The sequence below is a fragment of the Roseateles chitinivorans genome, from assembly GCF_050632145.1.
GTDB classification, from domain to species: domain Bacteria; phylum Pseudomonadota; class Gammaproteobacteria; order Burkholderiales; family Burkholderiaceae_C; genus Roseateles; species Roseateles chitinivorans_B.
On the sequence record NZ_CP192577.1, the window covers coordinates 6513446 to 6537877 of the forward strand.

At 70.4% G+C, this 24432-nt stretch carries 22 protein-coding genes; 15 read left to right on the forward strand and 7 right to left on the reverse strand.

What is annotated here, in order from left to right; all coding sequences use genetic code 11:
* Positions 1-47 precede the first annotated feature (47 nt).
* From ACQ86G_RS29980 to ACQ86G_RS30015, 8 genes are all read left to right on the forward strand, one after another.
* Complete coding sequence (locus tag ACQ86G_RS29980) at positions 48-1877, forward strand: glutamine--tRNA ligase/YqeY domain fusion protein (protein ID WP_431258660.1); 1830 nt, start codon at positions 48-50, stop codon at positions 1875-1877.
* A gap of 165 nt (positions 1878-2042) precedes the next feature.
* A complete protein-coding gene (locus ACQ86G_RS29985) occupies positions 2043-3311 on the forward strand; it encodes an efflux RND transporter periplasmic adaptor subunit (RefSeq protein WP_431258661.1) in 1269 nt (422 codons plus the stop codon).
* Between the two features lie 115 nt (positions 3312-3426).
* Positions 3427-4158, forward strand: a complete 732-nt coding sequence (locus tag ACQ86G_RS29990; protein ID WP_431258662.1) for an ABC transporter ATP-binding protein — start codon at positions 3427-3429, stop codon at positions 4156-4158.
* A 23-nt stretch (positions 4159-4181) separates the two neighbouring features.
* Positions 4182-5567, forward strand: coding sequence for a TolC family outer membrane protein (locus tag ACQ86G_RS29995; protein WP_431258663.1), 1386 nt, complete (start codon positions 4182-4184; stop codon positions 5565-5567).
* Between the two features lie 18 nt (positions 5568-5585).
* Complete coding sequence (locus tag ACQ86G_RS30000; protein ID WP_431258664.1) at positions 5586-6899, forward strand: ABC transporter permease; 1314 nt, start codon at positions 5586-5588, stop codon at positions 6897-6899.
* An 18-nt stretch (positions 6900-6917) separates the two neighbouring features.
* Entirely contained in the window at positions 6918-8150 is a 1233-nt protein-coding gene (locus tag ACQ86G_RS30005; RefSeq protein WP_431258665.1) for an ABC transporter permease, read from the forward strand.
* 28 nt (positions 8151-8178) lie between these two features.
* Entirely contained in the window at positions 8179-9528 is a 1350-nt protein-coding gene (locus ACQ86G_RS30010; protein WP_431258666.1) for a sigma-54-dependent transcriptional regulator, read from the forward strand.
* On the forward strand, positions 9525-10934 hold the full coding sequence (locus ACQ86G_RS30015; protein WP_431258667.1) for a sensor histidine kinase: 1410 nt from the start codon (positions 9525-9527) through the stop codon (positions 10932-10934). Before ACQ86G_RS30010 ends, ACQ86G_RS30015 begins: the two co-directional genes overlap by 4 nt.
* A 3-nt stretch (positions 10935-10937) precedes the next feature.
* Here ACQ86G_RS30015 and ACQ86G_RS30020 read toward each other — a convergent pair whose 3' ends face one another.
* A complete protein-coding gene (locus ACQ86G_RS30020; protein WP_297532073.1) occupies positions 10938-11183 on the reverse strand; it encodes a DUF3297 family protein in 246 nt (81 codons plus the stop codon).
* Between the two features lie 69 nt (positions 11184-11252).
* Here ACQ86G_RS30020 and ACQ86G_RS30025 point away from each other — a divergent pair, with 69 nt between their 5' ends.
* Positions 11253-11795 carry a DinB family protein gene (locus ACQ86G_RS30025; RefSeq protein WP_431258668.1) on the forward strand — a complete coding sequence of 181 codons (543 nt, stop codon included), beginning with the start codon at positions 11253-11255 and terminating at the stop codon, positions 11793-11795.
* Positions 11796-11810: 15 nt separating this feature from the next.
* Here ACQ86G_RS30025 and ACQ86G_RS30030 read toward each other — a convergent pair whose 3' ends face one another.
* A complete protein-coding gene (locus ACQ86G_RS30030) occupies positions 11811-12077 on the reverse strand; it encodes a hypothetical protein (RefSeq protein WP_431258669.1) in 267 nt (88 codons plus the stop codon).
* A 176-nt stretch (positions 12078-12253) separates the two neighbouring features.
* On the opposite strand from ACQ86G_RS30030, the gene ACQ86G_RS30035 reads away from it, so the two are divergent.
* Positions 12254-12934: a class I SAM-dependent methyltransferase gene (locus ACQ86G_RS30035; protein ID WP_431258670.1), complete on the forward strand. Its 681-nt coding sequence runs from the start codon at positions 12254-12256 to the stop codon at positions 12932-12934.
* A 14-nt stretch (positions 12935-12948) separates the two neighbouring features.
* On the opposite strand, the gene ACQ86G_RS30040 is transcribed toward ACQ86G_RS30035, so the two are convergent.
* From ACQ86G_RS30040 to ACQ86G_RS30060, 5 genes are all read right to left on the reverse strand, one after another.
* Entirely contained in the window at positions 12949-13293 is a 345-nt protein-coding gene (locus ACQ86G_RS30040) for a translation initiation factor Sui1 (RefSeq protein ID WP_088409107.1), read from the reverse strand.
* A gap of 30 nt (positions 13294-13323) precedes the next feature.
* Positions 13324-15624 (reverse strand): alpha/beta fold hydrolase, encoded by a 2301-nt coding sequence (locus tag ACQ86G_RS30045; protein WP_431258671.1) that lies wholly within the window; start codon positions 15622-15624, stop codon positions 13324-13326.
* Positions 15621-16718 carry a tRNA dihydrouridine synthase gene (locus ACQ86G_RS30050; RefSeq protein ID WP_431258672.1) on the reverse strand — a complete coding sequence of 366 codons (1098 nt, stop codon included), beginning with the start codon at positions 16716-16718 and terminating at the stop codon, positions 15621-15623. Before ACQ86G_RS30050 ends, ACQ86G_RS30045 begins: the two co-directional genes overlap by 4 nt.
* 76 nt (positions 16719-16794) lie before the next feature.
* Positions 16795-17310 (reverse strand): YgjP-like metallopeptidase domain-containing protein, encoded by a 516-nt coding sequence (locus ACQ86G_RS30055; protein ID WP_431258673.1) that lies wholly within the window; start codon positions 17308-17310, stop codon positions 16795-16797.
* Positions 17311-17317: 7 nt separating this feature from the next.
* The gene (locus tag ACQ86G_RS30060) at positions 17318-19303 is read right to left on the reverse strand and encodes a M3 family metallopeptidase (RefSeq protein ID WP_431258674.1); all 1986 of its coding nucleotides are present in this window, start codon (positions 19301-19303) and stop codon (positions 17318-17320) included.
* Between the two features lie 33 nt (positions 19304-19336).
* Here ACQ86G_RS30060 and ACQ86G_RS30065 point away from each other — a divergent pair, with 33 nt between their 5' ends.
* The 5 genes from ACQ86G_RS30065 (at position 19337) to ACQ86G_RS30085 (ending at position 24409) form a co-directional block, all read left to right on the forward strand.
* On the forward strand, positions 19337-19732 hold the full coding sequence (locus ACQ86G_RS30065) for a 2Fe-2S iron-sulfur cluster-binding protein (RefSeq protein ID WP_431258675.1): 396 nt from the start codon (positions 19337-19339) through the stop codon (positions 19730-19732).
* A 256-nt stretch (positions 19733-19988) separates the two neighbouring features.
* Entirely contained in the window at positions 19989-21533 is a 1545-nt protein-coding gene (locus tag ACQ86G_RS30070) for a methyl-accepting chemotaxis protein (RefSeq protein ID WP_431258676.1), read from the forward strand.
* Positions 21534-21725: 192 nt separating this feature from the next.
* Entirely contained in the window at positions 21726-23285 is a 1560-nt protein-coding gene (locus ACQ86G_RS30075) for a protein adenylyltransferase SelO (RefSeq protein ID WP_431258677.1), read from the forward strand.
* Positions 23282-23737: a peptide-methionine (R)-S-oxide reductase MsrB gene (msrB, locus tag ACQ86G_RS30080; RefSeq protein WP_431258678.1), complete on the forward strand. Its 456-nt coding sequence runs from the start codon at positions 23282-23284 to the stop codon at positions 23735-23737. Before ACQ86G_RS30075 ends, msrB begins: the two co-directional genes overlap by 4 nt.
* A 24-nt stretch (positions 23738-23761) precedes the next feature.
* Positions 23762-24409, forward strand: coding sequence for a septation protein A (locus ACQ86G_RS30085; RefSeq protein WP_431258679.1), 648 nt, complete (start codon positions 23762-23764; stop codon positions 24407-24409).
* The last annotated feature ends 23 nt before the right edge of the window (positions 24410-24432 follow it).

The following is a 24432-nucleotide window of genomic DNA, read 5'->3' on the forward strand; positions in this document are numbered from 1 at the left end:
CGGACGGCACGTAGAATCGTCGGCCTCCCTTGAGACTTCACCCATCGATGTCCAGCCCTGACAAGACCGCCGGCGCGAACGCGCCCGACAAGACGGACGCCGCCGTCAAGCCCAGCAACTTCCTGCGCGCGATCATCGAGCGCGACCTGGAGCAGGGCTTCCAGCCGGCGCGCCACTTCGGCGGCAGCCCGGGCGACGCGGCGCACCACGCCGCCGGCCCGCTGGACCCGGCGAAGATCCGCACCCGCTTCCCGCCCGAGCCCAACGGCTACCTGCACATCGGCCACGCCAAGGCGATCTGCCTGAACTTCGGCCTGGCGCGCGACTACGGCGGCATCTGCCACCTGCGCTTCGACGACACCAACCCGGAGAAGGAAGAGCAGGAGTACGTCGACGCGATCAAGGAGATGGTCGCGTGGCTGGGCTGGCGCTGGGACGCCGCCGACGCGAGCGGCCACGAGACCAGCCACCTCTACTACGCCAGCAACTACTTCGACCTGATGTACCGCGGCGCCGAGTACCTGGTGTCGCAAGGCCTGGCCTACGTCGACGAGCAGTCCGCCGAGGACATGCGCGCCAATCGCGGCGACTTCGGCACGCCGGGCAAGAACAGCCCCTTCCGCGACCTGCCGCCCGAACATCACCTGACCCGCCTGCGCGAGATGCGCGACGGGAAGCACCCGGACGGCGCGATGGTGCTGCGCGCCAAGATCGACATGGCGTCGCCCAACATCAACCTGCGCGACCCGGCGCTGTACCGCATCCGCCGCGCGACGCACCACAACACCGGCGACCAGTGGTGCATCTACCCGATGTACACCTACGCGCATCCGATCGAGGACGCGCTGGAGTGCATCACGCACAGCGTCTGCACGCTGGAGTTCGAGGACCAGCGCCCGTTCTACGACTGGCTGGTCGAGCACCTGGCCGAAGGCGGCCTGCTCGCCCGCCCGCTGCCGCATCAATACGAATTCGGCCGCCTGAACCTGACCTACGTCGTCACCAGCAAGCGCAAGCTGCGCCAGCTGGTCGAGGAAGGCCACGTGGCCGGCTGGGACGACCCGCGCATGCCCACGCTGGTCGGCATGCGCCGTCGCGGCTACACGCCGGAAGCGATCCGCGCGATGGTCGAGAGCACCGGCGCGTCCAAGACCAACGCCTGGATCGAGTATTCGGTGCTGGACGGCTACCTGCGCGCCGACCTCGAAGGCAAGGCCGCCCGCGCGATGGCGGTGCTGGATCCGGTGAAGCTCAAGCTCGAGAACTACGCCGAGATCTTCGGCTCGACCGACCACCGCGAGCCCTGCTCGGCGCCGGCCCATCCGCATGTGCCGGAACTCGGCACGCGGTCGTTCAGCCTCGGCCCCGAGCTGTGGATCGAGCGCGAGGACTTCATGGAAGTCCCGTCCAAGGGCTACCACCGCCTGTTCCCCGGCAACAAGGCGCGCCTGAAGTACGGCTACATCATCGAGTGCACCGGCTGCGAGAAGGAGGCCGACGGCACCATCACCGCGGTGCTGGCCAAGCTGGTCCCGGACACGAAGAGCGGCACGCCCGGCGCGGACGCGGTCAAGGTCAAGGGCGTCATCACCTGGGTCGGCGTGCATGAAGGCGTCGCCACCGAGCTGCGCCTGTACGACCGGCTGTTCACCGAGGCCCAGCCCGACGCCAGCGACCGCAACTTCCTGGAGCTGCTGAACCCGGCGTCCAAGCGCGTGGCGACCGGCTATCTGGAACCGTCGCTGAAGGACGTCGCGCCGGACACCAAGGTGCAGTTCGAGCGCCACGGCTACTTCGTCGCCGATCGCGTCGACCACCGCGCGGGAGCGCCGGTGTTCAACAAGATCACCGGACTGCGCGACAACTTCGCGAAGTGAGTCTGTCCGGACACTGTCCGTCCGAGTGTCCGCGGACACTCGGCGGGCAGACCTCGATGACGGCAAGTCATTGATCTGACAAGGACTATTGAGGAATCGCGGCCTGGCACAGGGCTTGCGATCCAGTGCGGCATCGATCACACGACACCGCCCTCGGACACCTCAATGATTCGCGACACCTCCGGACAGGACGTCCCCCTCGCCCGCCCCCAAGGACGCCGCCGCCTCTGGCTGGCACTGGCCGGCGCGGGACTGCTGATCGCCGCGTTCGCCGCCGCGCCTGCCGTGCAGCGGATGCTGGGCAGCGGCAACTCGGTCAGCCTGCAGCGCCTGTCGGTCGCCTCCGTCGAGATCGGCCCGCTGGTGCGCGACGTCGCCGGCGAAGGCAAGGTCGTCGCCGCGATGAGCCCCACCGTCTATGCGTTGCACGGCGGCAACCTGGTGCTCAAGGTGAAGGCCGGCGACAAGGTCGCCAAGGACCAGCTGCTCGGCGTCATCGACAGCCCCGACCTGCGCGCCAAGCTCGCGCAGGAACAGAGCAATGCCGACGCGCTGCGGACCGAGGCGCTGCGCGCCGAGGTGGACGGCCGCGAGCAGCGCGCCGCCCTGCGATCGTCGTATGAGAACGCCGCGATCGACCTGCAGACCGCGCGCAACGACCTCGACCGCCAGACCAAGGCCTTCGAGGCCGGCGCCGTCGCCGGCATGCAGGTCGAGAAGGCCCGCGACGCGATGGAGAAGGCCCGCATCACCGCGGCCCACGCACAGGCCGGCCTCGGTCTCAAGGACGACAGCCTGAAGTTCGAGCTCCAGTCCAAGCAGCAGGCACTGCAACGCCAGCAGCTGCTGGTCAAGGACCTGGAGCGCCAGGTCGCGGAACTCGAACTGCACTCGCCGGTGGACGGCCAGGTCGGCCAGCTGCTGGTGGCCGAACGCGCCAACGTCGCGGCCGGCGTGGGCCTGCTCACCGTCGTCGACCTGACCGCGCTGGAAGTGCAGATGCAGGTGCCCGAGAGCTTCGCCCGCGACCTCGCCATCGGCATGCCCGGCGAGATCTCCGGCAACGGCCGGCAGTGGAAGGGCCTGGTCAGCACGGTGTCGCCGGAGGTCGTCAACAACGAGGTCGCCGCGCGCCTGCGCTTCGACGGCGCCACGCCCGACCAGCTGCGCCAGAACCAGCGCCTGTCGGTGCGCGTGCTGCTGGACAAGCGCGACAAGGTGCTGACCGTGGCGCGCGGCAGTTTCGTCGAGGACGGCGGCGGCCGCTTCGTCTACGTCGTGCAGGACGGGCAGGCGGTCAAGCGCCCCATCCGCCTCGGCGCGCAGAGCCTGTCCAAGGTCGAGATCCTGGAAGGCCTCAAGCCCGGCGACCAGGTCATCGTCTCCGGCACGCAGTCCTTCGAAGGCGCGGAGCGCGTCACGCTGAGTCCGTGAGCACCCGGTCGATGCGCCGATGTGGCAGGGCGCCCTCGACCTCGTCGCCGCCGACCCTCTCCCCTCTCCCCTCTCAACGATTTTTCTCCCCAATTCAACGCCCGCGAGGAACCTCATGCTGAAGATGCAATCGCTCTCCAAGGTCTACCGCACCGAAATGATCGAGACCTACGCCCTGCGCGAGTTCAACCTGGACGTGCGCGAAGGCGAGTTCGTCGCGGTGACCGGGCCGTCGGGCTCGGGCAAGACGACCTTCCTGACCATCGCCGGCCTGCTCGAGGCCTTCACCGGTGGGCGCTACCAGCTCGACGGCGTCGACGTCAGCGGCATGGACGACACGCAGCGCTCGCGCATGCGCAACGAGAAGATCGGCTTCATCTTCCAGGCCTTCAACCTGATCCCCGACCTGAACGTGCTGGACAACATCGAGGTGCCGCTGCGCTACCGCGGCATGAAGGCCGCCGAGCGCCTGCAGCGCGCCCGCGACGCGCTGGCCCGCGTGGGACTGTCGGCGCGCGAACGCCACTACCCCGCTGAACTCTCCGGCGGCCAGCAGCAGCGCGTGGCCATCGCCCGCGCGCTGGCCGGCTCGCCGCGCCTGCTGCTCGCCGACGAACCGACCGGCAACCTCGACAGCGCGATGGCGCGCAGCGTCATGGACCTGCTCGAGGAACTGCACCGCGACGGCGCCACCATCGTCATGGTCACCCACGATCCGCAGCTCGCCGCGCGCGCGCAGCGCAACGTGCACGTGATCGACGGCCAGGTCGTCGACATCGCCGCCGAGCTCCACATGGACCCCGAGCTGCTGCGCGCGGCCAAGTCCTTCACGCCGACCTCCGCCTGATCCCGTCCCGACCCCGTCCGACCATGACACTGCCCTTCCCTTCGAGGCGCGCGATCGTCCCAGCGATCATGCCGGCGATCGCGGCGGCGCTGCTCTGCGCCGGCGGCTGCCTGCCGGCCGCCGCCGAGGACCTGCTCGAGATCTACGCGCAGGCCCGCGCCGCCGACCCTGTGCTGGCCGGTGCCCGCGCGGTGCGCGGCGAGCAGCAGGAACTCGCCGTCCAGGCCCGCGCGCAGCTGCTGCCGCAATGGTCCGCGCAGCTGAGCGAATCGCACACCCGCGACGACGGCCGCCAGCATCAGCTGACGCACAGCCTGAACCAGGTCCTCGTCGACCTGAGCCGGCTGCGCAGCTGGGACGCCGCCAAGACCCTGGCCACCGCCGAGGACGCCCGCGTGCGCGCCGCCGAGGCCGATCTCTGCGCCCGCGTCGCCCGCGCCTACTTCGGCGTGCTGAACGCGCAGGCCACGCTGCAGACCGCGCAGGCGATCGAGGACGTCTACGGCCAGCAGGTCGCGCAGGCGCAATCGCGCTTCGACGCGCAGCTGTCGGCGTCGCTGGACGTCGAGCAGGGCCGCGCGTATTACGAGCTCGCCCGCGGCAACACGGCCTCGGTGCGCGAGGAGCTCCTCGACGCGCGCCAGGCGCTGGCGCAGATCACCGGCCGCATGCCGGGCGAGCTCAAGCCGCTGGCGCCCGACCTGGCGATGTTGATGCCCGATCCGGCCGATCCCGAGGCCTGGGTGACACAGGCCCTGCGCGACAACCCGTCGCTGCAGGCCGCCGCGCTGGCGGTGAGCGCGGGCGACCAGCGCGTCGCCGCCGCGCGCGCCGCGCACCTGCCGACGCTGAGCGCCGGGCTCGATGGCCAGCGGCTGTCCGGTCCGGCCGTCGCGCCGCAGGACTCGGGGCGCTACACGACGACGGTCGGCCTGAAGCTGACGATCCCGATCTTCGCCGGCGGCGCCACCGAGTCGCAGAAGCGCCAGGCGATCTACCAGCGCGAACAGCTGCGCGACGACCTCGAAAGCGCGCGCCGGTCCATGACGCGCGAGACCCAGGCGCAGTACCAGGCGGTGCTGTCCGCGCTGAGCCAGATGCGCACGGCCGGCGCCGCGGTACAGGCCGCCGAGAAGGCGCTGGCGTCCACACGCAGCGGGCTCGACCTGGGCCTGCGCACGATGACCGACCTGCTGCTCGCGATCCAGACGCAGAGCAACGCCCGCAACGCCTGGGAGCAGGCGCGCCACCGCTACGTGCTGTCCAAGCTGCTGCTGCAGCAGGCGGCCGGCTCGCTCGGCGAGCCGGAACTCGCGTCCGTGAACACGCTGCTGAGCGCCACGACGATGCCCGCCCCGACATCGACGCCTGCGCAGCCGGTCAAGACCGTTCCGCCCGCCAAGTCGTGAGATGAGAGAGGACTCCCCATGCTGACCTACTACCTCGAACTCGCCCTGCGCGCCATGCGCAGCCACCGCGGCCTGACCGCGCTGATGCTGCTGTCGATCGCGATGGGCGTGGCCGCCTGCATGACGACGCTGACGGTGTTCCACGTCATGTCCGGCGACCCGATCCCGCACAAGAGCGGCCAGCTCTTCAATGTGCAGCTCGACGCCGGGGCCAGGCGCGACTGGAAGCCGGGCGACGAACCCGCACTGCAGCTCACGCGCTTCGACGCCGAACAGCTGTTGCGTGCCAAGCGCGCGGTGCACCAGGTCATCATGACCGGCGCGATCGTCGCGATCGACCCGGCGGGCTCCGGCGACGCCGCCCAGCCGCCGTTCTTCACCGGCGGACGCTGGACGACGTCGGACTTCTTCGCCACCTTCGACGCGCCTTTCCGCTACGGCAACGGCTGGACCGCCGCCGACGACGCGTCGGAGGCCCGGGTGGCCGTCATCTCGGCGGAGCTCAACGACAAGCTCTTCGGCGGCCAGGACAGCCGCGGCAAGACCGTGCGGCTGCGCGACAAGGACTTCACCGTCGTGGGCGTGCTGAAGCCCTTCCGCCCCGCGCCGCACTACTACGACCTGACCCTGGGCGCCTATGCGAAGGCGGCGGACGTCTACATCCCGCTGGCGACGTCCTATTCGCTGCGCTTCGGCGCCGCGGGCAACACGAACTGCTGGGGCCGCACCGACGGCATCGATTCACGCTCACTGAACGCGCCCTGCGCCTGGCTGCAGTACTGGGTGCAGCTGGACACGCCGCAACAGGTTGCCGACTACAGGACCTACCTGACGCAATACTCCGACCAGCAGCGCGAGGCCGGCCGTTTCGAGCGCCCGTCCAACCCCAGGCTCAGCAGCGTCAACGAGTGGCTGGCCATCCGCAAGGTCGTGCCCAGCGACATCAAGCTGCAAGTGCTGCTGGCCTTCGGCTTCCTGGCGGTGTGCCTGACCAACACCGTCGGCTTGCTGCTGGCCAAGTGCCTGCGCCGCAGCGGCGAGATCGGCGTGCGCCGCGCGCTCGGCGCGCCGCGGCGGCAGATCTTCCTGCAGTTCCTCGTCGAGGCCGGCACGCTCGGCCTGGTCGGCGGCCTGCTCGGGCTGGTGCTGACCTGGGTCGGCCTGTGGGTGGTGCGCCAGAACCCGTCGGACTACGCGCAGCTCGCGCAGCTCGACTGGCAGATGCTGGCGACCACGCTGGGCGTGTCGCTCGCGGCCAGCCTGCTGGCGGGTCTGCTGCCCGCGTGGCGCGCGTGCCAGATCACGCCCGCCATCCAGTTGAAGACGCAATGAGGCCCTGAGGAGCTCACCATGGACATCCTGCCCATCCTGTCGACGCTCAAGCGTCACAAGACCGCCGCCGGCCTCATCGTGCTGCAGATCGCGCTGACCTGCGCGATCGTGTGCAATGCGCTGTTCCTGATCTTCCAGCGTGTCGAACGCATCACCGCGGAGACCGGCGTCGCCGAATCGGCGCTGACCACCCTGTCGCTGTCGAGCATGGCGCGAGTCGACAATCCCGAGCCGCAGACGCAGGCCGACCTGGCCGCGCTCCGCCAGGTGCCGGGCGTGGACTCGGTCACCCTGACCAACCAGTTCCCCTACGGTCGCAGTTCCAGCAATACCGGCGTGCGCCTGAGCGCGGACGCCAGCCAGCCCAGCCGCGTCGTGGCCGGCCAGTACACCGTCGGCCCCGGCTTCATCCGGACGCTGGGATTGCAGCTGCTCGAGGGTCGCGACTTCGAGGCCAACGAGTTCGTCTCCGGCCCGTCGCTGGACAACAACCCCGACCCGCGGGTGCCGGCGGTGATCGTCAACAGGACGCTGGCGGAGCGCCTCTGGCCCGGCGAGTCGGCCGTGGGCAAGGCCATCTACGTCTACGGCAACGAGCCGCAGCGCGTCGTCGGCGTGGTGAAGGACCTGCCTTCGCCCAACCCGGGCTCCCAGGACGAGAACGCGCTGAACACGATGATGTTCCCCGTGCAGCCGAGCTTCCGCAGCGGCAACTTCATGATCCGTGTCGCGCCAGGCGCCGACCGGGCGGCGGTACTGAAGGCCGCCGGGGACAAGCTGCTGGCCAACAGTCCCGGCCTGCGCCGCGTGATCCGCGACCAGGACACGGTCGAGACGCTGCGCAGCAAGTACTACCGGCAGGACCGATCGATGATCCAGCTGCTGGCCGGCGTCTGCGTCGGGCTGCTGGTGGTGACGGCCTTCGGCATCGTCGGCCTGGCCAGCTTCTGGGTGCAGCAGCGCACGCGCATGATCGGCACGCGGCGCGCGCTGGGCGCCACGCGCGGCCAGATCCTGCGCTACTTCCAGACCGAGAACCTGCTGCTGTCCACCGCCGGCATCGTGCTGGGCATGATCGGCGCCTACGGCATCAGCCTGCTGCTGATGCGCAGCTACGAGCTGCCGCGCCTGCCCCTCGTCTACCTGCCGCTGGGCGCTGTCGTGCTGTGGGCGCTGGGCCAGATCGCGGTGTTCGCGCCGGCGCGCCGGGCCGCGGCGCTGCCGCCGGTGGCGGCGTTGCGCGGCGGTTGATGGTTCCCATTGCTATGCTGCGCCTCCAATGAGAACCGTCCTGATCATCGATGACCATGCCGGTGTCGGCGAGGCGCTGTCGCTGCTGCTCTCGCTGCACGACATCGATCCGCTCTACGCGGCCTCACCGGTCGAGGGCCTGGCGCTGCTGGCGCAGCGCCGCGTCGACCTGGTGATCCAGGACATGAACTTCAGCGCCGACACCACCTCCGGCGAGGAAGGTCGCGCGCTCTTCCAGCAGCTGCGCGAACGCCACCCCGACCTGCCCATCATCCTGCTGACCGCCTGGACGCAGCTGGAACAGGCGGTGGCGCTGGTGAAGGCCGGCGCGGCGGACTACCTGGCCAAGCCCTGGGACGACACCAAGCTGCTGGCGACGGTCGAGAACCTGCTGGAGCTGGCGGAGAACGGCCGCGCGCTGCGCGAGAGCCGGCACGAGCAGCGCCAGCGCCGCGACGAGCTGCGTCGCCGCTACCGCCTCGACGGGCTGGTCGTCGAATCGCCGGCGCTGCTGCGCTGCCTGGAACTCGCGTGCCAGGTGGCGCGCTCGGCCGCCCCGGTGCTGGTCACCGGTCCGAACGGCAGCGGCAAGGAACGCGTCGCGGCGATCGTGCACGCCAACTCGGCGGTGGCCGACGGTCCCTTCGTCGCGATCAATTGCGGCGCGCTGCCGGGCGAGCTGATCGAGGCTGAACTCTTCGGCGCGGAGAGCGGCGCCTTCACCGGCGCGGCGCGCGCGCGCGAGGGCCGCTTCGAGGCCGCCGACGGCGGCACCCTGTTCCTCGACGAGATCGGCAACCTGCCGCTGGCCGGCCAGGTGAAGCTGCTGCGGGTGCTGGAGACGGGCCGCTTCGAGCGCCTGGGCTCCAGCCGTTCGCGGCAGACGACGGTGCGGGTGATCTCGGCGACCAACTCGGACCTGCGCGCGATGGTGCGCGCCGGCACCTTCCGCGAGGACCTGTACTACCGGCTCAACGTGATCGAGGTCGCGCTGCCGGGTCTGGCCGAGCGCGCGCCCGACATCCTGCCGCTGGCGGAGCATTTCCTGGCCGGCCGCGCGACGCTCGGCGACGCCGCGCGCGAGGCGCTGCTGGCGCACCCGTGGCCGGGCAATGTCCGCGAGCTGAAGAACGCCATCGAGCGCGCCGCGCTGCTGGCGCCCGACCGGGTGATCGGCGAGCAGGACCTGGCGCTGCCGGCCGTGTCGCCGCTGACGGTGCCGCTGGGGTCGCGCAACCTCGACGAACCGAGCCGCGAGGCCGTGATCGCCGCGCTGGAATCGGCCTCGGGCGTGATCAGCCGGGCGGCGCAGTCGCTGGGCCTGTCGCGCCAGGCGCTGTACCGACGCATGGAGCGCTACGGGTTGGACATCGGATGAGCGAGGCGTCGCCGCCCCCACGGCAGCGCCCGGCGTCCCGACGATCGGGCTGGCACCGCTCGCTGCACATGCGGCTGGCGCTGTGCCTGATCGCGGCGGCCATCGCCGCCGTCCTGATCCACCTGACGCTGACCTTGTGGCCGGTGCCGCAACTGCTCCAGTCGATGGGCCACGAGGCGCCCGGCACCTGGAGCGCCGCCGCGGTCGGGCTCACCTTCGTGCTGATGCTGCCGATCGTCTGGGGCTTGGCGAGCCTGCTGCTGATGCCGTTGTCGCGTTTGCTGCGGGCGCTGGAAAGCACCGTGCTCAGCTACCGCGACGGCGAGTTCGGCAGCGGCATCGCCGCCGAGCCGCCCGGCGGCCTGTCGGAGCTGTCGACACTCACGCGCCTGCACAGCGAGCTGGGCCTGGCCCTGCGCGAACAGCGCCGCCACCTCGCGCAACGCGAGCTGCTGCTGGACACGGTGGTGCAGAACACGCCGGTGGCGCTGCTGCTGACCGATGCGAACGAGCGCATCGCCTACGCCAACATCGCCGCGCGGCAGTTGATGGACCAGGGCCGCAGCCTGGCCGGACGCGGGCTCGACGAGCTGCTGGTGCATGCGCCCGAAGACCTGCGCCTGGCCTTCGCGGGCGCGCAGGACGGCCTGTTCAGCGTCATGCAGGACGGTCAGGAAGAGCGCTACCACCTGTCGATGCGCGACTTCCGGCTGCAGGGACAGCCGCACCGCCTGCGGCTGCTGCGTCGCATGACGAAGGAGCTGTCGCGCCAGGAGGTCGCCAGCTGGAAGCGGGTGATCCGCGTGATCAGCCATGAGCTGAACAACTCGCTGGCGCCGATCTCCTCGCTGGCGCACAGCGGCGCGGAGCTGTCGCGCCGCGGCATGCACGAGCGCGTGCCCGGCGTCTTCGCCAGCATCGGCGACCGGGCCAGGCACCTGCACCAGTTCCTGGCGGGCTACGCGAGCTTCGCGAAACTGCCGGCGCCGGTGCTGGCGCCGGTGGACTGGCGCCCCTTCGTCGACTCGCTGGGGGCGCACTACGCCTTCGCGCTGACGGGCGAGCTGCCCGCGGTGCCGGGACGTTTCGACGCGGCGCAGATGGAGCAGGCGTTGATCAACCTGCTGAAGAACGCGCACGAGTCCGGCAGTGCGCCGGAAGACGTGAGCCTGAGCGTCGGCGCGGCGCGCGAGGACTGGCGCATCGAGGTCGGCGACCGCGGCCCGGGCATGACCGAGGCGCAGCTGTCGCAGGCGCTGATGCCGTTCTACTCGACCAAGCGCGGCGGCAGCGGCCTGGGCCTGGCGCTCGCGCGCGAGATCGCCGAGGCGCACGGCGGCCGCATCGCGATGGGCCACCGCGAGGGCGGCGGCCTGTGGGTGGCGGTCAGCTGGCCGAGGCGCTGAGCGTCACTTGTAGAACGCTTCGACCTTGCCCTTGAGCTTGATCATCATCGGCTGGCCCTTGCGGTCCACCGTCTTGCCGGCGGGGACGCGGATCCAGCCTTCGGAGACGCAGTACTCCTCGACGTCCTTGCGTTCCTTGCCGTTGAAGAGGATGCCGATGTCGTGCTCGAACACGGCGGCGACGTGATGCGGGCTGCGCGGGTCGATGGACAGGTGGTCGGGCAGTTCGGGGCGGGTGGTGTCGCTCATGACAGGATCGTGCGTGGGGAATCGGAAAACGCGTGATTGTCCCGCAGACCGGCGCCTAATATCGGCGGCATGACCGCCATCGCCAAGACATCCCTTTCCTGCTCCGCCATCGACGCCGTCACGCTGGACGCATTGGCGGCCTTCCCCGCGCAACTCGCCGCGCACTTCGCGCTCTTCCCCGTCGAAGCCCGGCATTGGGCGCCGTCGTCCTGGGACGGTGTCCCGAGCGAGCCGCTGACCGCGATCGAGCAGGTCTGCCACGTGCGCGACATCGAGATCGACGGCTACCAGCAGCGCATCCGCCGCACGCTGGCCGAGGACGATCCGCTCCTGGCGTCGCTGGACACCGAAGCGCTGGCGCGCGAGCGCAGGTACGGCGAGGACGATGCCGCGACCGCGCTGGCCGCTTTCGCCGCGGCCCGCCGGGAGACGCTGGCGCTGCTGGCGGCGATCACGCCGGAGCAGCTGGCACGCCGGGCACGTTTCGAGGGCTACGGCCCGTTGACCTTCAAGTCGCTGATCCACTACTTGTGCAGCCACGACCAGCAGCACCTGGCGGGACTGCAATGGGTGCTGGGGCAGTACGACGCGGCGCAGCTCGCGGCGCGCTGAGGTCGCAGCCGGGAACTACTCGTCGCAGCGCCGGACCACCGGCGTCGCGTACTCGTGACCGACGACGGCGCGGGCGAAGAGGTAGTTGTCGCGGGCCTGCTCGCTGAGCAGGTCCAGCATGACCTGGCCCCGCTCGTCGCAGGGGAAGGACAGGCCGCGGCCCGAGTGGAAGAGCGACTCGAACCGCAGCAGATATCGGCCCTGGCTGTGCCCGAAGGCAGGGCCGAGGCTGCTGCGCGAGCCTGTGTCGCTGTGGAGCGCACCGAACTGGGAAGGACGCATGGACGGTCTCCGCGGCCCCCGGGGAGGTGGGGCCGGACGAGGCAACCTTAGGACGCTGCCCCGGCGACCGCACGTGCAAACGTCGCAACTCGCGTCACCGGATGCAACCGGACCCCTCACTCGGGGGCCGGTATCCGCCCGGAGTTCTCGCCAGCGCTTGCGGCATCATGGAACGCATGGAACGCACCGACCCAGACACCGACGACTTCTACCGGCGTTACGCCGAGCGTCTCGCCTCGCAGCCCGAGTCACCTCGCAGCGCGATGCTGCCGGTCGTCGAGGCGGCGCTGCCGCGGGGCAGCCGGGTGCTCGATGTCGGGGCGGGTGCGGGACGCGATGTCGCCGGGATGCTGGCGGCCGGACTGGACGCGTACGGCGTCGAGCCGAGCGCGGAGATGCGGGCACGCGCGCTGGCTCAGTTCCCGGCGCTGGCGGATCGGCTGCATCGCCTGCATCGGCTTCGTGAAGGCGCCCTGCCCGACCTGGGCCGCCCTTTCGCCGACGCGGTGCCGGAGGGCTTCGATGGCGTCGTGTGCAGCGCGGTGCTGATGCATGTCGGGGAGGACGCCCTGCCGGACGCGCTGTCCGCGCTGGCCGCCACGCTGCGGCGGTCCGCCGATGGCCGCCATGCCGCGCCCGGCACGGTGATGCTGCTGTCGCTGCCCGAGCAACTCGACGGCTCGCTGGCCGAAGGTCGCGACGTCGACGGCCGACGTTTCGCGAATCACGCGCCGGCGCGCGTGGCGACGCTGCTGGCGACGATGGGGTTCTCGCTCGCCGCCCACACGGTGAGCGATGCGGTGCTGAGCGCGAGCGGGACGCGCTGGCACACGCTCACCCTGCGGGCGTCCGCTTGAACGGGCGCTGAGCCTCAGCCGCCCGCCTTCTTCGGCGCGAATCCCGCCGTCGTCAGCCAGGCCATCACCTTGTCCAGGTGATCGCCCTGGATCTCGATCGTGCCGTCCTTGACGGTGCCGCCGCTGCCGCAGGCGGCCTTGAGCTTCTTGGCCGTCTCGGTCAGATCGGCCGCCGTCATCGGCAGGCCGAGGATGACCGTCACGCCCTTGCCCTTGCGGCCCGCCGTCTCGCGGCGCACGCGCACCTTGCCGTCGCCCAGCACGGCGTTCGCCGCCTGCGCCTTGCAGCGGCAGTCGGCCTGCGCCTGCCGGCAGTCCGGGCACACGCGCCCGCCGTTCGTGGAATACACCAGCGCCATCGCTCCGCTCCTGTCTCGTGAGGCCGGCGCTCAACGCGCCAGCGTGCGCGCGAAGAAGGCGTCGATCGTGCGGTACAGGTGCAGCTTCGCGCTGCGCCCCGCGATGCCGTGCGCCTTGCCCGGGTAGATCATCAGTTCGAACGGCTTCGCCTCGTTCTGCAGCGCCTCGGTCAGGCGCAGCGTGTGTTCGAACAGCACGTTGTCGTCCGCCGTGCCGTGCACGATCAGCAGCGGCTTGGTCAGCAGCTTCGCGCGCAGCACGAGGTTGGCCTGGCGGTACGTGTCGGTCTGACCGCCCTTGCCGTCCTGCGGCATCCCGAGGTAGCGCTCGGTGTAGGCCGTGTCGTAGAGCGTCCAGTCGGTCGGCGGGGCGACCGCGACGGCCGACGCCAGCGGCGTGTCGGCGTCCAGCATCGCGCGCTCGGCCAGGAAGCCGCCGTAGGACCAGCCGAAGAAGCCGATGCGCTTGGGATCCACGCCCGCCACCTGCTTCGGCAGCTGGCGCACCGCGGCGAACAGGTCGTTCACGTCGACGGCGCCGAAGGCCAGCCGATGCGCGCGGGTGAACTCGCGGTCGCGGTTCTGCATGCCGCGCGTGTCCAGCGTGAACACGCCGTAGCCGCGCCGCTGCCAGTAGGCGATCAGCGCCGTGTCGCGGCTCCAGTTCCAGTTGGTCGTCGAGGTGCCGGGGCCGCCGTAGGCCATCGCGATCACCGGATGCGGGCCGGCCTTGCCGTCCAGCGGCGCGAAGTACAGCGCGTTCAGCGGCGTGCGGCCGTCGGCGGCGGTGATGTCGACCACCTCCGGTTTCGGCACGATGCGCGCCAGCAGCGCGTCCGGGGCGTCGCCCGGCAGCGCCACCGGCTTCGCGCCGGACTTCGCGGTCACCGCCTGCAACGACAGCGCCGGCGGCTCGCCCCACGCGCCGCGCGTGACCAGCACCCGCGAGCAGTCGCCATCGCCGCGGGCGTCGCGCCATTGGCGCGGCTGCGCGCCGTCGAGCGGGCGACTCGTTCCGTTCAGGTCGATCGCGAACAGCTCGCGCGAACGACCGCGGTCGCGCGCCGCCGCGTACACCACCGTCTTGCCGTCGCTGCATACACGATGCGCGACCGGCTCCGGCTCGTTCGTCAGCGGCCGGCGTTCGCCGGTGCGGCGGTCCACCAGCACGAGCTGGCGACGGCCCGAGGATTCGCTGGACCACAGCAGCGCCGGCTGACCCGACAGCGTCAGGCCGTCGATCTCCTGCAGGTCGTCATGCACCTCGACCCACGCCGGATCGCGCTCGTCGATCACGGTGCGGCCCGGGCCGGCGCCGTGGGCGTATTCGGTCAGCGCCAGCTTGTGCTGGTCGCGCGTCAGCGTCTGCAGCCACGGCGTACCGTCGCCGAACCAGCCGGCGCGGGCGATGTATTCCGCGTCCGAGGGCAGCGGCAGCGGCGTCATGCGGCCGTCCGACACCTGCAGCGTCCACGCGGTGACGCGGGCGTTGTTCTCGCCGGCGCCCGGGTAGCGCTGCTGCGTCATCGTCGTGCGGTCGGAGAAGATCTGCGCGCGCGTCTTCACGGGCACGTCGCGCTCGTCGACGTTCAGCGCCAGCAGTTGCTTGCCGTCCGGCGACCACCAGTAGCCGCGCTGGCGGCTCAGTTCTTCAGCGGCGATGAATTCGGCCAGGCCCCAGAACCGCGTCTCCGTCGCACCCTTCGTCAGCGCGCGGGCGGTGCCGTCGCCCTCCAGCGCCTGCACCCAGAGCTCGCCGCCCTTCACGTAGGCGATGCGGCTGCCGTCGGGCGAGCAGGTCGGATCCTGCTCCGGCACCTGGTCGTCGTTGGTGAGCCGTTGCGCCTTCGGCCCCTGCTCGCCGAGGCGCACCAGGTACAGGTCGCCCGACAGCGGGAACAGCAGCGCCTTGCCCGACGGACCGCACCACTGGTAGCCGGTGATGCCGCCCTGCGAGATCCGCTTGCGCTCCAGCGCCATGCGTTCCGCCTCGGTCAGTTGCTGGCTGCGACCGCCGAGCACGTCCGCCGCCGACACCAGCTTGCGCGGCGCGCCACCGGCCGCGGGCTGCGCCCACAGCTCGAGCTGCTCGCTGTCTGTCTCCGACGGGCGCAGGTAGCTCACCCAGGCGCCGTCGGGCGAGATCTCGGCCTGCCGGACCAGGCGGCCCTGCAGCGGCGGATCGCCGAGGACGCGCTCCAGCGTCAGCGGGACGACGTCCTTGGCGGCGGGCGAGGCGGAGGCGAAGGCGGCGGTCGCGGCGCCGGCGAACACCGGCGCCAATGCGGCGGCGAGCGCCAGCAGGCGCGAAGTCAGACGGTAGGCGGTCATGCGGCGATCAGCGTGTCGCTGTCTTGTTGTTGATCGGGATCGGCAGGGCCGACGGCGGGCTCGTCCGCTTCGCAGGCGCTGAAGGCGTCGACGAGGTCGTCGTCGTCCAGGTCGGGCGGCGGCGCCGTCGGATCGAGCGGGCGGCCAAACAGCGTCATCGCCATCACGTCGGGGGCGTTGATCGTGCGGACGCGTTGGTGGGTCTCCTCGGCTTCCGGATAGTGGCGGCGAAGGTAGTGCAGCCACTGCTTGAGCCGGCCCGCCTGGTGGCGCGTCGCCACGTTGCGACGCACCTGGGCGAAGAAGCCCTCCATCAGCGGGATCACGTCCGACCACGGCAGCGCGGCGGCGCCCTGCCCGTTGCCCTGCGAATGACCCAGCGCCGCGCGCACCGCCAGCGCCAGTCCGGGATCGGCCACCATGCCGCGCCCCAGCATCAGCGAGGTGCAGCCGGACTCTGCCAGGCAGCGCAGCGCGTCCTCGACGGTCCACACCTCGCCATTGGCGACGACGTCGATGCCGACGGCCTCACGGAGCACGCCGATCTGGTCCCAGTAGGCCGGCGGCTTGTAGCCGTCGCGCTTGGTGCGGCCATGCACGACCAGTTCCGACGCGCCGGCGGCCTCGATCGCGCGGGCGCAATCGAGCATGCGGCCGCGGTCCTCGTTGCCGAGCCGCATCTTGGCCGACACCGGCAGATGTGCCGGCACCGCGCGGCGCACCGCGGCGACGATCTCGCCGACCAGTTCCGGCTCGTCGAGCAGCACCGCGCCGCCGCGATGGCGGTTCACCGTCTTGGCCGGGCAGCCGAAGTTCAGGTCGATGCCTTCCGGGTCGAGCTCGGCGAGCCGCGCGGCGTTCTCCGCCAGGCACTGCGGGTCGGAGCCGAGCAGCTGCGCCCGCACCGGCACGCCGGCGCGCGTGCGTCCGCCGTGGAGCAGCTCCGGCACGATGCGCGTGAACACGCGGCGCGGCAGCAGCCGATCGGTGATGCGGATGAATTCGGAGACACAGCGGTCCACGCCGCCGACACGGGTCAAGGTGTCGCGCAGCATGTGGTCCAGCAGGCCCTCCATGGGCGCCAGCAGAATCATTGGAGGCAGGGAACCCGCCGCGCTCGTGGCGCCGCGGGTCGGCGGTCTGGAAAGACCGGGAGCATAGCGGAAGCGCCTATTCCTCGACCTTCCGGGCCTTCGCGCGCTTCTCCTCCTGGTCCCGCACGCTCAGCCACAGGCGCACATCGAACTCCAGCTGCGAGTAGTCCGACGCCATGTGATGGCACAGCGCGTAGAACGCCTTGTCGTGCTCGAGCTCCTTCAGATGCGCGAGCTCGTGCACGACGATCATCTTCAGGAACTCCGCCGGCGCCTCGCGGAACAAGGTCGCGACGCGGATCTCGCGCCGCGTCTTGAGCCGGTTGCCGTGCACCACCGCCTGCCGCGTGTGCGTGCCCAGCGCATGCTGGATGACCTTGAGCTTGGCGTCGTAGGCCACCAGCGCCAGCGGTCCCGCGTTGCGCATGAAGCGCTGCTTCAGGTCCTGGGTGTAGTCGAACAGCGCCTTGTCGCTGCGGACCTCGTGCGGCTGCGGGTACTTGCGCGCCAGCAGCGGGCCGAGTTCGCCCGCGTCCAGCAGCTGCTGCGCCTGCGCGACCAGCGCCGGCGAATATCCCTGCAGGTACTTCACGACGCGGTCAGTGCGCGACAGCGGCGGCCGAAGCGGCCGGCGTCCCGTAGTTCGCGACTATCCAGTGCTCGAAGCGATCGAACATCGCCTGCTCCGCCGCCGTGCCGCCGTCGCCGTTGTCGGCCAGCAGTTCCGCGCCATGGACCACGCGGACATGCGCGTCCAGCGGCGGACCGTCGTCGGTGCGTTCGCCGCGGCGCCCGGACGCCTCCAGCAGGTCCTGCGCCTTCGCCCAGGCCTGCTCGACCGTCTCGTCGCAGGCCTCGGCCAGATAACGCGCCGAGAAGCCCTCGCCGGTCAGCCGGCGCAACGTCGCGTCGTGCGACAGGCTGTTGCCCGGCGCCCAGTAGGCCTGCGCGAGCGCCGGTCCGATCGCCGGGTTGTCGGTGAGGTAGCCGTCGCGTTGCAGGAAGAACGCTCGCGTCTGGTAGACCGCCATGTGGGCCAGCAGGTAGCCCTGATACGAGGCCGCCGACTCCTGGTTCAGCAGATGCGGGATCGCCAGGATCGGCCGCGGCGCGCGGTCCACGCCCTGGATGCGGCGCTCCATCGCGCGGGCCAGCGCCAGCACGGCTTCGGGCGTGCGCTCTTCATCGGACATCGCGTACAGCGCGGCCTCGAAGTACGGCACCACGGCGATCGCGCGCTCGTCGAAGGCGCGCATCGGCTGCGCCGAAGCGATGCGGTCGTGGATCAGTTCGTCGGGAATCGCCTGTCCGTCGACGGTGCGCGCATACCGCTTGAGCCAGTCCGCATCGCCCAGCAGGCTGTCGCAGAACATCGACTGCGTCTCCGCATAGGCCATCGAGGTCGGCGCGAACTCCTGCGAGAAGCACGGCGAGTTCTGCGTCACGTTGGCGAAGTGGGCCGCATGGCCGCCCTCGTGGAACAGGGTCATCATCGCCCGCGCGCCGCTGCCGACCTGGTCGGGCTTGGCCTCGGCGGTGAAGTTGATCTCGCCGGCGTGCCAGCGGCCCTGCTCGTCGAACCAGGTCGGCAGCGGGCCGTGGCAGAAGCCGTTCTGGTACTTGCCCGGGCGCTGCAACAGGTCCAGGCGCATCGTCGCGCCGCGGTACTGGATGCCCAGCCGGCGGAAGCTCCGCACCCAGCGCCGCAGCGCCGGACCGAAGGGCATGTACGGGTCCATCCGGCGGGTCACGTCGCCGGTGCTGTGGAAGCGCAGGTTCCAGGGCGCCAGCGCATCGGCGCCGTGCTTCGCGATGAGCGCGTCGTGCGCGCGCTGCTGCGCCTGCTCGGTGCGGGCGACGAAGTCGTCGAGCACGCCGAAGAGCTCGGCCTTCGTCATGCGCTCGTTCTTGCGCAGCTTCATCTCGAAGTAGTCGGGGAAACCCAGCGCCCGCGCCAGCCGGTTGCGCAGCGCGACGATCTCCAGGAAGCCGTTCTCCAGCACCCAGCGCTCGATGCCGTGCAGCGCCTCGTAGGAGCTGCGGCGACGGGATTCGTCCGGGTTGGTGGCCGCGTTGGTCGACAGCATCGTCAGCGTGGCCGCTTCGGTCTCGCCGCAGTCGTTGACATGCGTCGGCGCGAAGTCCTTGCGTTTGGCGAAGAGCACCCGCTCCGCCTCGATCAGCTCGGCCATCAGCCGACGACCTTCGTCGTTGTCGACGATGTTGGCCTCGAACACGCCCAGCCAGCCGCGCAGGCCGTGGGCCAGTGCCTGGCGGGCGTCCGCGCCGGCATCACCGCCGGCGCCCGGCGCGGATCCGAGCACGGCTTCCACCGCAGCCAGGTGCGCACGCGTGGCCTCCAGCTTCGCCGGATCGGAGATGAAGGCCTTGTAGTCGGTCTCGGCACGGCCGAAGCCCTCGTGGTCCTCGCTGGTGGCCATGTAGGTGGCCCAGAACAGGTCTTCCTTGCGCTTGTGGACCGCGACGTAATCGCGGTTGAGCTGGTCGAAGAAAGCCCGGGCGGACTGGATGACCGGTGCGACGGACGCATCGTTCCCCGAGGTGGCAGTGGTGACGTGAGGCATCGGACAAGCTTAGCGCACGGCATGATGGCGCCCATGGATCACGCCCCTGATGCCGCCGAGGAGACCGGCGCGCCTTCACTGCCCCCGTCTGCGCCCGCGCCGGCGGTCCACGCGGTCGACCTTCATCCCCAGGGATGGCGCTTCGACGCGCCCGAGGACGAGACGCTGCTGCTCGCGGCGCTCGACCATGGCCTTCGCCTGCCCCATTCCTGCCGCAACGGCACCTGCCGCGCCTGCATCGCGAAGCTGGTCTCGGGCCGCGTCGACTACCGCGTCGAATGGCCCGGCCTGTCGCGCGAGGAAAAGGACGAAGGCTGGATCCTCCCCTGCGTCGCCTGCGCGCGTTCGGACCTGGTGCTGGACCAGCCGCAGGCGATCAATCTCTTCGACGTCCCGCCGCCGCCGGGGCGAGGTCCCGGGCAGCGCTAGGGGCGGGACCGGGGTCGGCCCGTGGCCTGCAAGTTGACCGCATCTCGCACAAGCTGCGGCGATTAACCCACACGCGGGTTCACGACAACGCCTTCCGCGCTTTTGTTCACGGCACACCCCGCATATCCACCGATCAGTTTTCACCTGAGGCAGGCAGCATCGCGTCCGCGTATCAAACATTTCAAAGCTGACATGACCGGCTCAGGGCCTCAGGCCTGCCGGGCCCGGTCTGCCGCGAAGAAGAAGGACTCCCGAGATGCTGAATCTGAATCGTTGGCGGCTTCGTAGCCGTGTGCTGGCCGGCTTCGCGCTGGTGATCGTGCTGATGGCCGTGGCCTCGGCGGTGGGCGTCGTGCGGGTGTCGATGCTGCATCAGCGCATCGAGCGCCTGGTCGAGGTCGACATGCACACGCTGGAGATCTCGCGCCAGTGGTCGGGTCTGACCGAAGGCAACATCCAGCGTCGCATCGTGCAGCTGGTCGTCGACGACGAGAACTTCGTCAAGGCGTTCACGTCGCGCTCGAAGGAGCTGTCGGCGCGGATCGACAAGATCCAGAAGGAGCTGGACGACAGCATCACCGAGAAGGAAGGCGCGCGCCTGATCGACGAGATCGGCGCGGCCCGCAAGAAGTACCAGGACGCCCGCGAGGCGGCCATCAAGGTCAAGGAAGGCGGCGGCGACGTGAAGGCGGCCGCTGCGGCGCAGCTGATCCCGGCGATGAACGACTATCTGGCCGCGATCGACAAGTTCGCCGAACACACCCGCGACCTGCTGCAGTCCGCCCGCAAGGAAGCGCAGGCCGAGGCCGAGAGCACCCGCAACCTGGTCATCGCGCTGATGACGGTGGCGATCGTGCTGGGCGTGGGCATCGCGCTGGTGATCACGCGTTCGGTGACCGAGCCGCTGGCCGAGGCGCAGTCGCTCAGCCAGGCCATCGCCGACGGCGACCTGAGCCGCCGCAGCGCCGACGTGGACGGCACCGACGAGGTCGCCTCACTGCGCCGCTCGCTGCAGGAGATGCAGCAGCGCCTGGCCGCGACCATCGCCAGCGTGCGCTCGTCCGCCGACCAGGTCCGCCACGCGTCCAGCGAGATCGCCACCGGCAACGCCGACCTCTCCAACCGCACCGAGCAGGCCGCCAGCAGCCTCGAAGAGACCGGCGCCGCGATGGCCCAGCTCGGCGAAGGCGTGAAGCTCAACGCCGAATCGGCGCGCGAAGCCGATGCGCTGGCGCAGACGGCCTCGCAGGTCGCCGGCCGTGGCGGCGCGATGGTCGAGCAGGTCGTCGCGACGATGAACGAGATCCAGCAGTCGTCCAACAAGATCGCCGACATCATCGGCGTCATCGACGGCATCGCCTTCCAGACCAACATCCTCGCGCTGAACGCCGCGGTGGAAGCGGCGCGCGCCGGCGAGCAGGGCCGCGGTTTCGCGGTCGTCGCCAGCGAGGTGCGCTCGCTCGCCCAGCGCAGCGCGGAAGCCGCCAAGCAGATCAAGACGCTGATCTCCGCGTCGGTCGAACGCGTGGACGGCGGCTCGCGCCTGGTCGGCGAAACCGGCAGCACGATGCGCGAGATCGTCACCAGCGTCGAGCGCGTGACCCGCATCATCGGGGAGATCTCCTCGTCCAGCGCGGCGCAGTCGCTCACCCTCGGGGAGATCGGCCAGGCGGTCCGGCAGCTCGACCAGATGACGCAGCAGAACGCGGCACTCGTCGAGGAGTCGGCAGCGGCGGCGGAGTCGCTGAAGGACCAGTCGGCACAGCTCGTCGATACGGTGTCGAGCTTCAAGCTCGGTTGACACCCTCGAGCGCCTGCGCTTCGCCAAGCGCGGGCTCTCCGCGGCGCAGGGGGCGTCCCTCCGGGAACCCCCAGCGCCACTCCGGCCCCAGTGAGCCCCTCTCACTGCGGGCCTTTTGTCTTTCTGGCCGCATCGTCCTCCGTCGGTACCCCGCGAGCCGCAGGGCCATGAGGGGCTCGGTAAACTGCCGCCATGAATGCGCCTCTCAACGCGGGCCTCCACACTGGCCTCGACGCGGACTTCCCAGGCGCCGAGCCTGATCGCTGGAGCCATCGCTTCGCCAGCCTCGGGTCCGACTTCTTCACCGAACTCCCCGGCACCGGATTGCCCGATCCGCACTGGGTCGCGACCAGTCCCGACTGCGCCGCCCTGCTCGGCTGGCCCGACGACTGGTGGACTCGCCCCGCGGCCCTCGAGGCCTTCAGCGGCAACGCCCGCCTCGCCGGCATGAAGCCGCTGGCCACCGTGTACAGCGGCCATCAGTTCGGCGTGTGGGCCGGACAGCTGGGCGACGGTCGCGCGCTGCTGCTCGGCGGCGTCGACGGTCCGAACGGCCACTTCGAACTCCAGCTCAAGGGCGCGGGCCTGACGCCCTACTCGCGCCGCGGCGACGGCCGCGCGGTGCTGCGCTCGTCGATCCGCGAGTTCCTCTGCTCCGAGGCCATGGCCGCGCTGGGCATCCCGACCACACGCGCGCTCGCAATCACCGGCTCGACCTCGCTGAAGGTGCAGCGCGAGCGCGTCGAGACCGGCGCCATCGTCACGCGCGTCGCACCCAGCTTCCTGCGCTTCGGGCACTTCGAGCACTTCACCCATCACGGCATGGAAGCCCGCACGCGCGAGCTGTTCGACTTCTTCGTCCGCCATCACGCGCCGGAGTGCGCCGACGCGCCGAATCCGGTGACCGCGGCGCTGTCCAAGGTCGCCGCGCAGACCGCCGAGCTGGTCGCGCAGTGGCAGGCCGTCGGCTTCATGCATGGCGTGATGAACACCGACAACATGTCGATGCTGGGCCTGACCATCGACTACGGCCCGTTCGGTTTCATGGACGGCTTCGATCCGGGCCACATCTGCAACCACTCGGACCACCAGGGCCGCTACGCCTTCGCGCGGCAGCCGCAGGTCGCGTTCTGGAACCTGCATGCGCTGGCGCAGGCCTTGCTGCCGCTGATGCCCGGCATAGCCACCGATGCGGAGGCGGCCGGCGACGAGCTGATCGAGGCGCTGGAGATCTACCGCGACCGCTTCGGCGCCGCGCTGCTCGGCGCGATGCGCGCGAAGCTCGGCCTCAGCGCCGAGGTCGACGAGCGCGGCGAGGACGGCCCGCTGATCGACGACTGGCTGCGCCTGCTGGCTGCACATCACACCGACTACACGATCGCGCACCGCCGGCTGGCGGGCTTCGATCCGGCGCAGCCGCTGGAGGCGGCGGCGGATTCGGGCCTCCGCGACCTGTTCCTGGACCGCGCCGGCTTCGACGCGTGGGCGTCGCGCTATGCGGCGCGCTTGAAGATCGAGCCGGCGGACGCACTTGCGTCCCGTGCCCGACGGATGAATGCCGTGAACCCGGCGGTGGTCCTGAGAAACCACCTGGCCGAGACGGCGATCCAACGGGCCGAGGCCGGCGACTTCAGCGAGGTGCGCCGGCTGCTCGACGTGCTGCGACGTCCGTTCGACGAGCCCGCGCTGGCGTCCGACGCCGGTTTCCCGCCCGACTGGGCGCAAACGCTGGAGGTTTCCTGTTCATCATGAGCCGCTACGACAAGTTCATCCAAGACGCCACCGACCAGGACCGCGATCGCGACACCGCCTACCCCGTCAAGAAGACGGACGCCGAGTGGCGCGAGCAGCTGGACCCGACGCAGTACCAGGTCGCCCGGCATGCCGCGACCGAACGCGCCTTCACCGGCAAGTACTGGGACCACTGGGAAGCCGGGAACTACAACTGCATCGGCTGCGGCACGCCGCTGTTCAAGGCGGACACCAAGTTCGACGCCGGCTGCGGCTGGCCCAGCTATTACGAGCCGATCAACGCCGAGGTCGTGGAGCGCGTCGTCGATTCGACCCACGGCATGGTCCGCGTCGAGGTGCGTTGCAACCACTGCGGCACCCACCTGGGCCACGTCTTCCCCGATGGTCCGGACCCGACGGGCGAGCGCTTCTGCATCAATTCCGCCGCGATAGACTTCGAGCCCCAGCGCTGAGCGCCTAGCCGTACTGATTCCCGAATGAAGCTCCTGCTCGATTTCCTGCCGCTCCTGCTGTTCTTCGTCACGTTCAAGGTCGCCGACGGACGGCCGGATGCGGCGGCGGCCTTCGCCACCGAGCACCTCGGTTTCCTGGTGTCCGGCGGCAAGGTCGGCGCGACCGAGGCGCCGGTGCTGCTCGCCACCCTCGTCGTGATGCTCGCGACGATCTCGCAGGTCCTCTTCCTGAAGCTGCGCGGCCGCAAGGTCGACCTGATGCTGTGGATCAGCCTGGGCCTGGTGGTCACGCTCGGGGCGGCCACCGTCTACTTCCATAACGAGACCTTCATCAAGTGGAAGCCGACGATGCTCTATTGGGCGTTCTCCGCGGCCTTCTTCATCAGCCACGTCTTCCTCGGCAAGAACCTGCTGCGCAAGATGCTGGGCGCTGAACTGCCGCTGCCCGATGCCGCATGGACACGACTCAACTGGGCCTGGGTGGCCTTCTTCGGGCTGATGGGTTTTGCCAATCTTTACGTCGCTTACGCCTTCAGCACCGAGGCCTGGGCCAACTTCAAGGCCTTCGGTTCGACCGGTCTGATCGTGCTGTTCACGCTGGGCCAGGGCGTCTACATGAGCCGGCATCTTCCGCATGAGACCGAGGCCGCCGCCGAGGAGCCCAAGCCGTGAGCGGCGACGGCACCGGCGCGAAT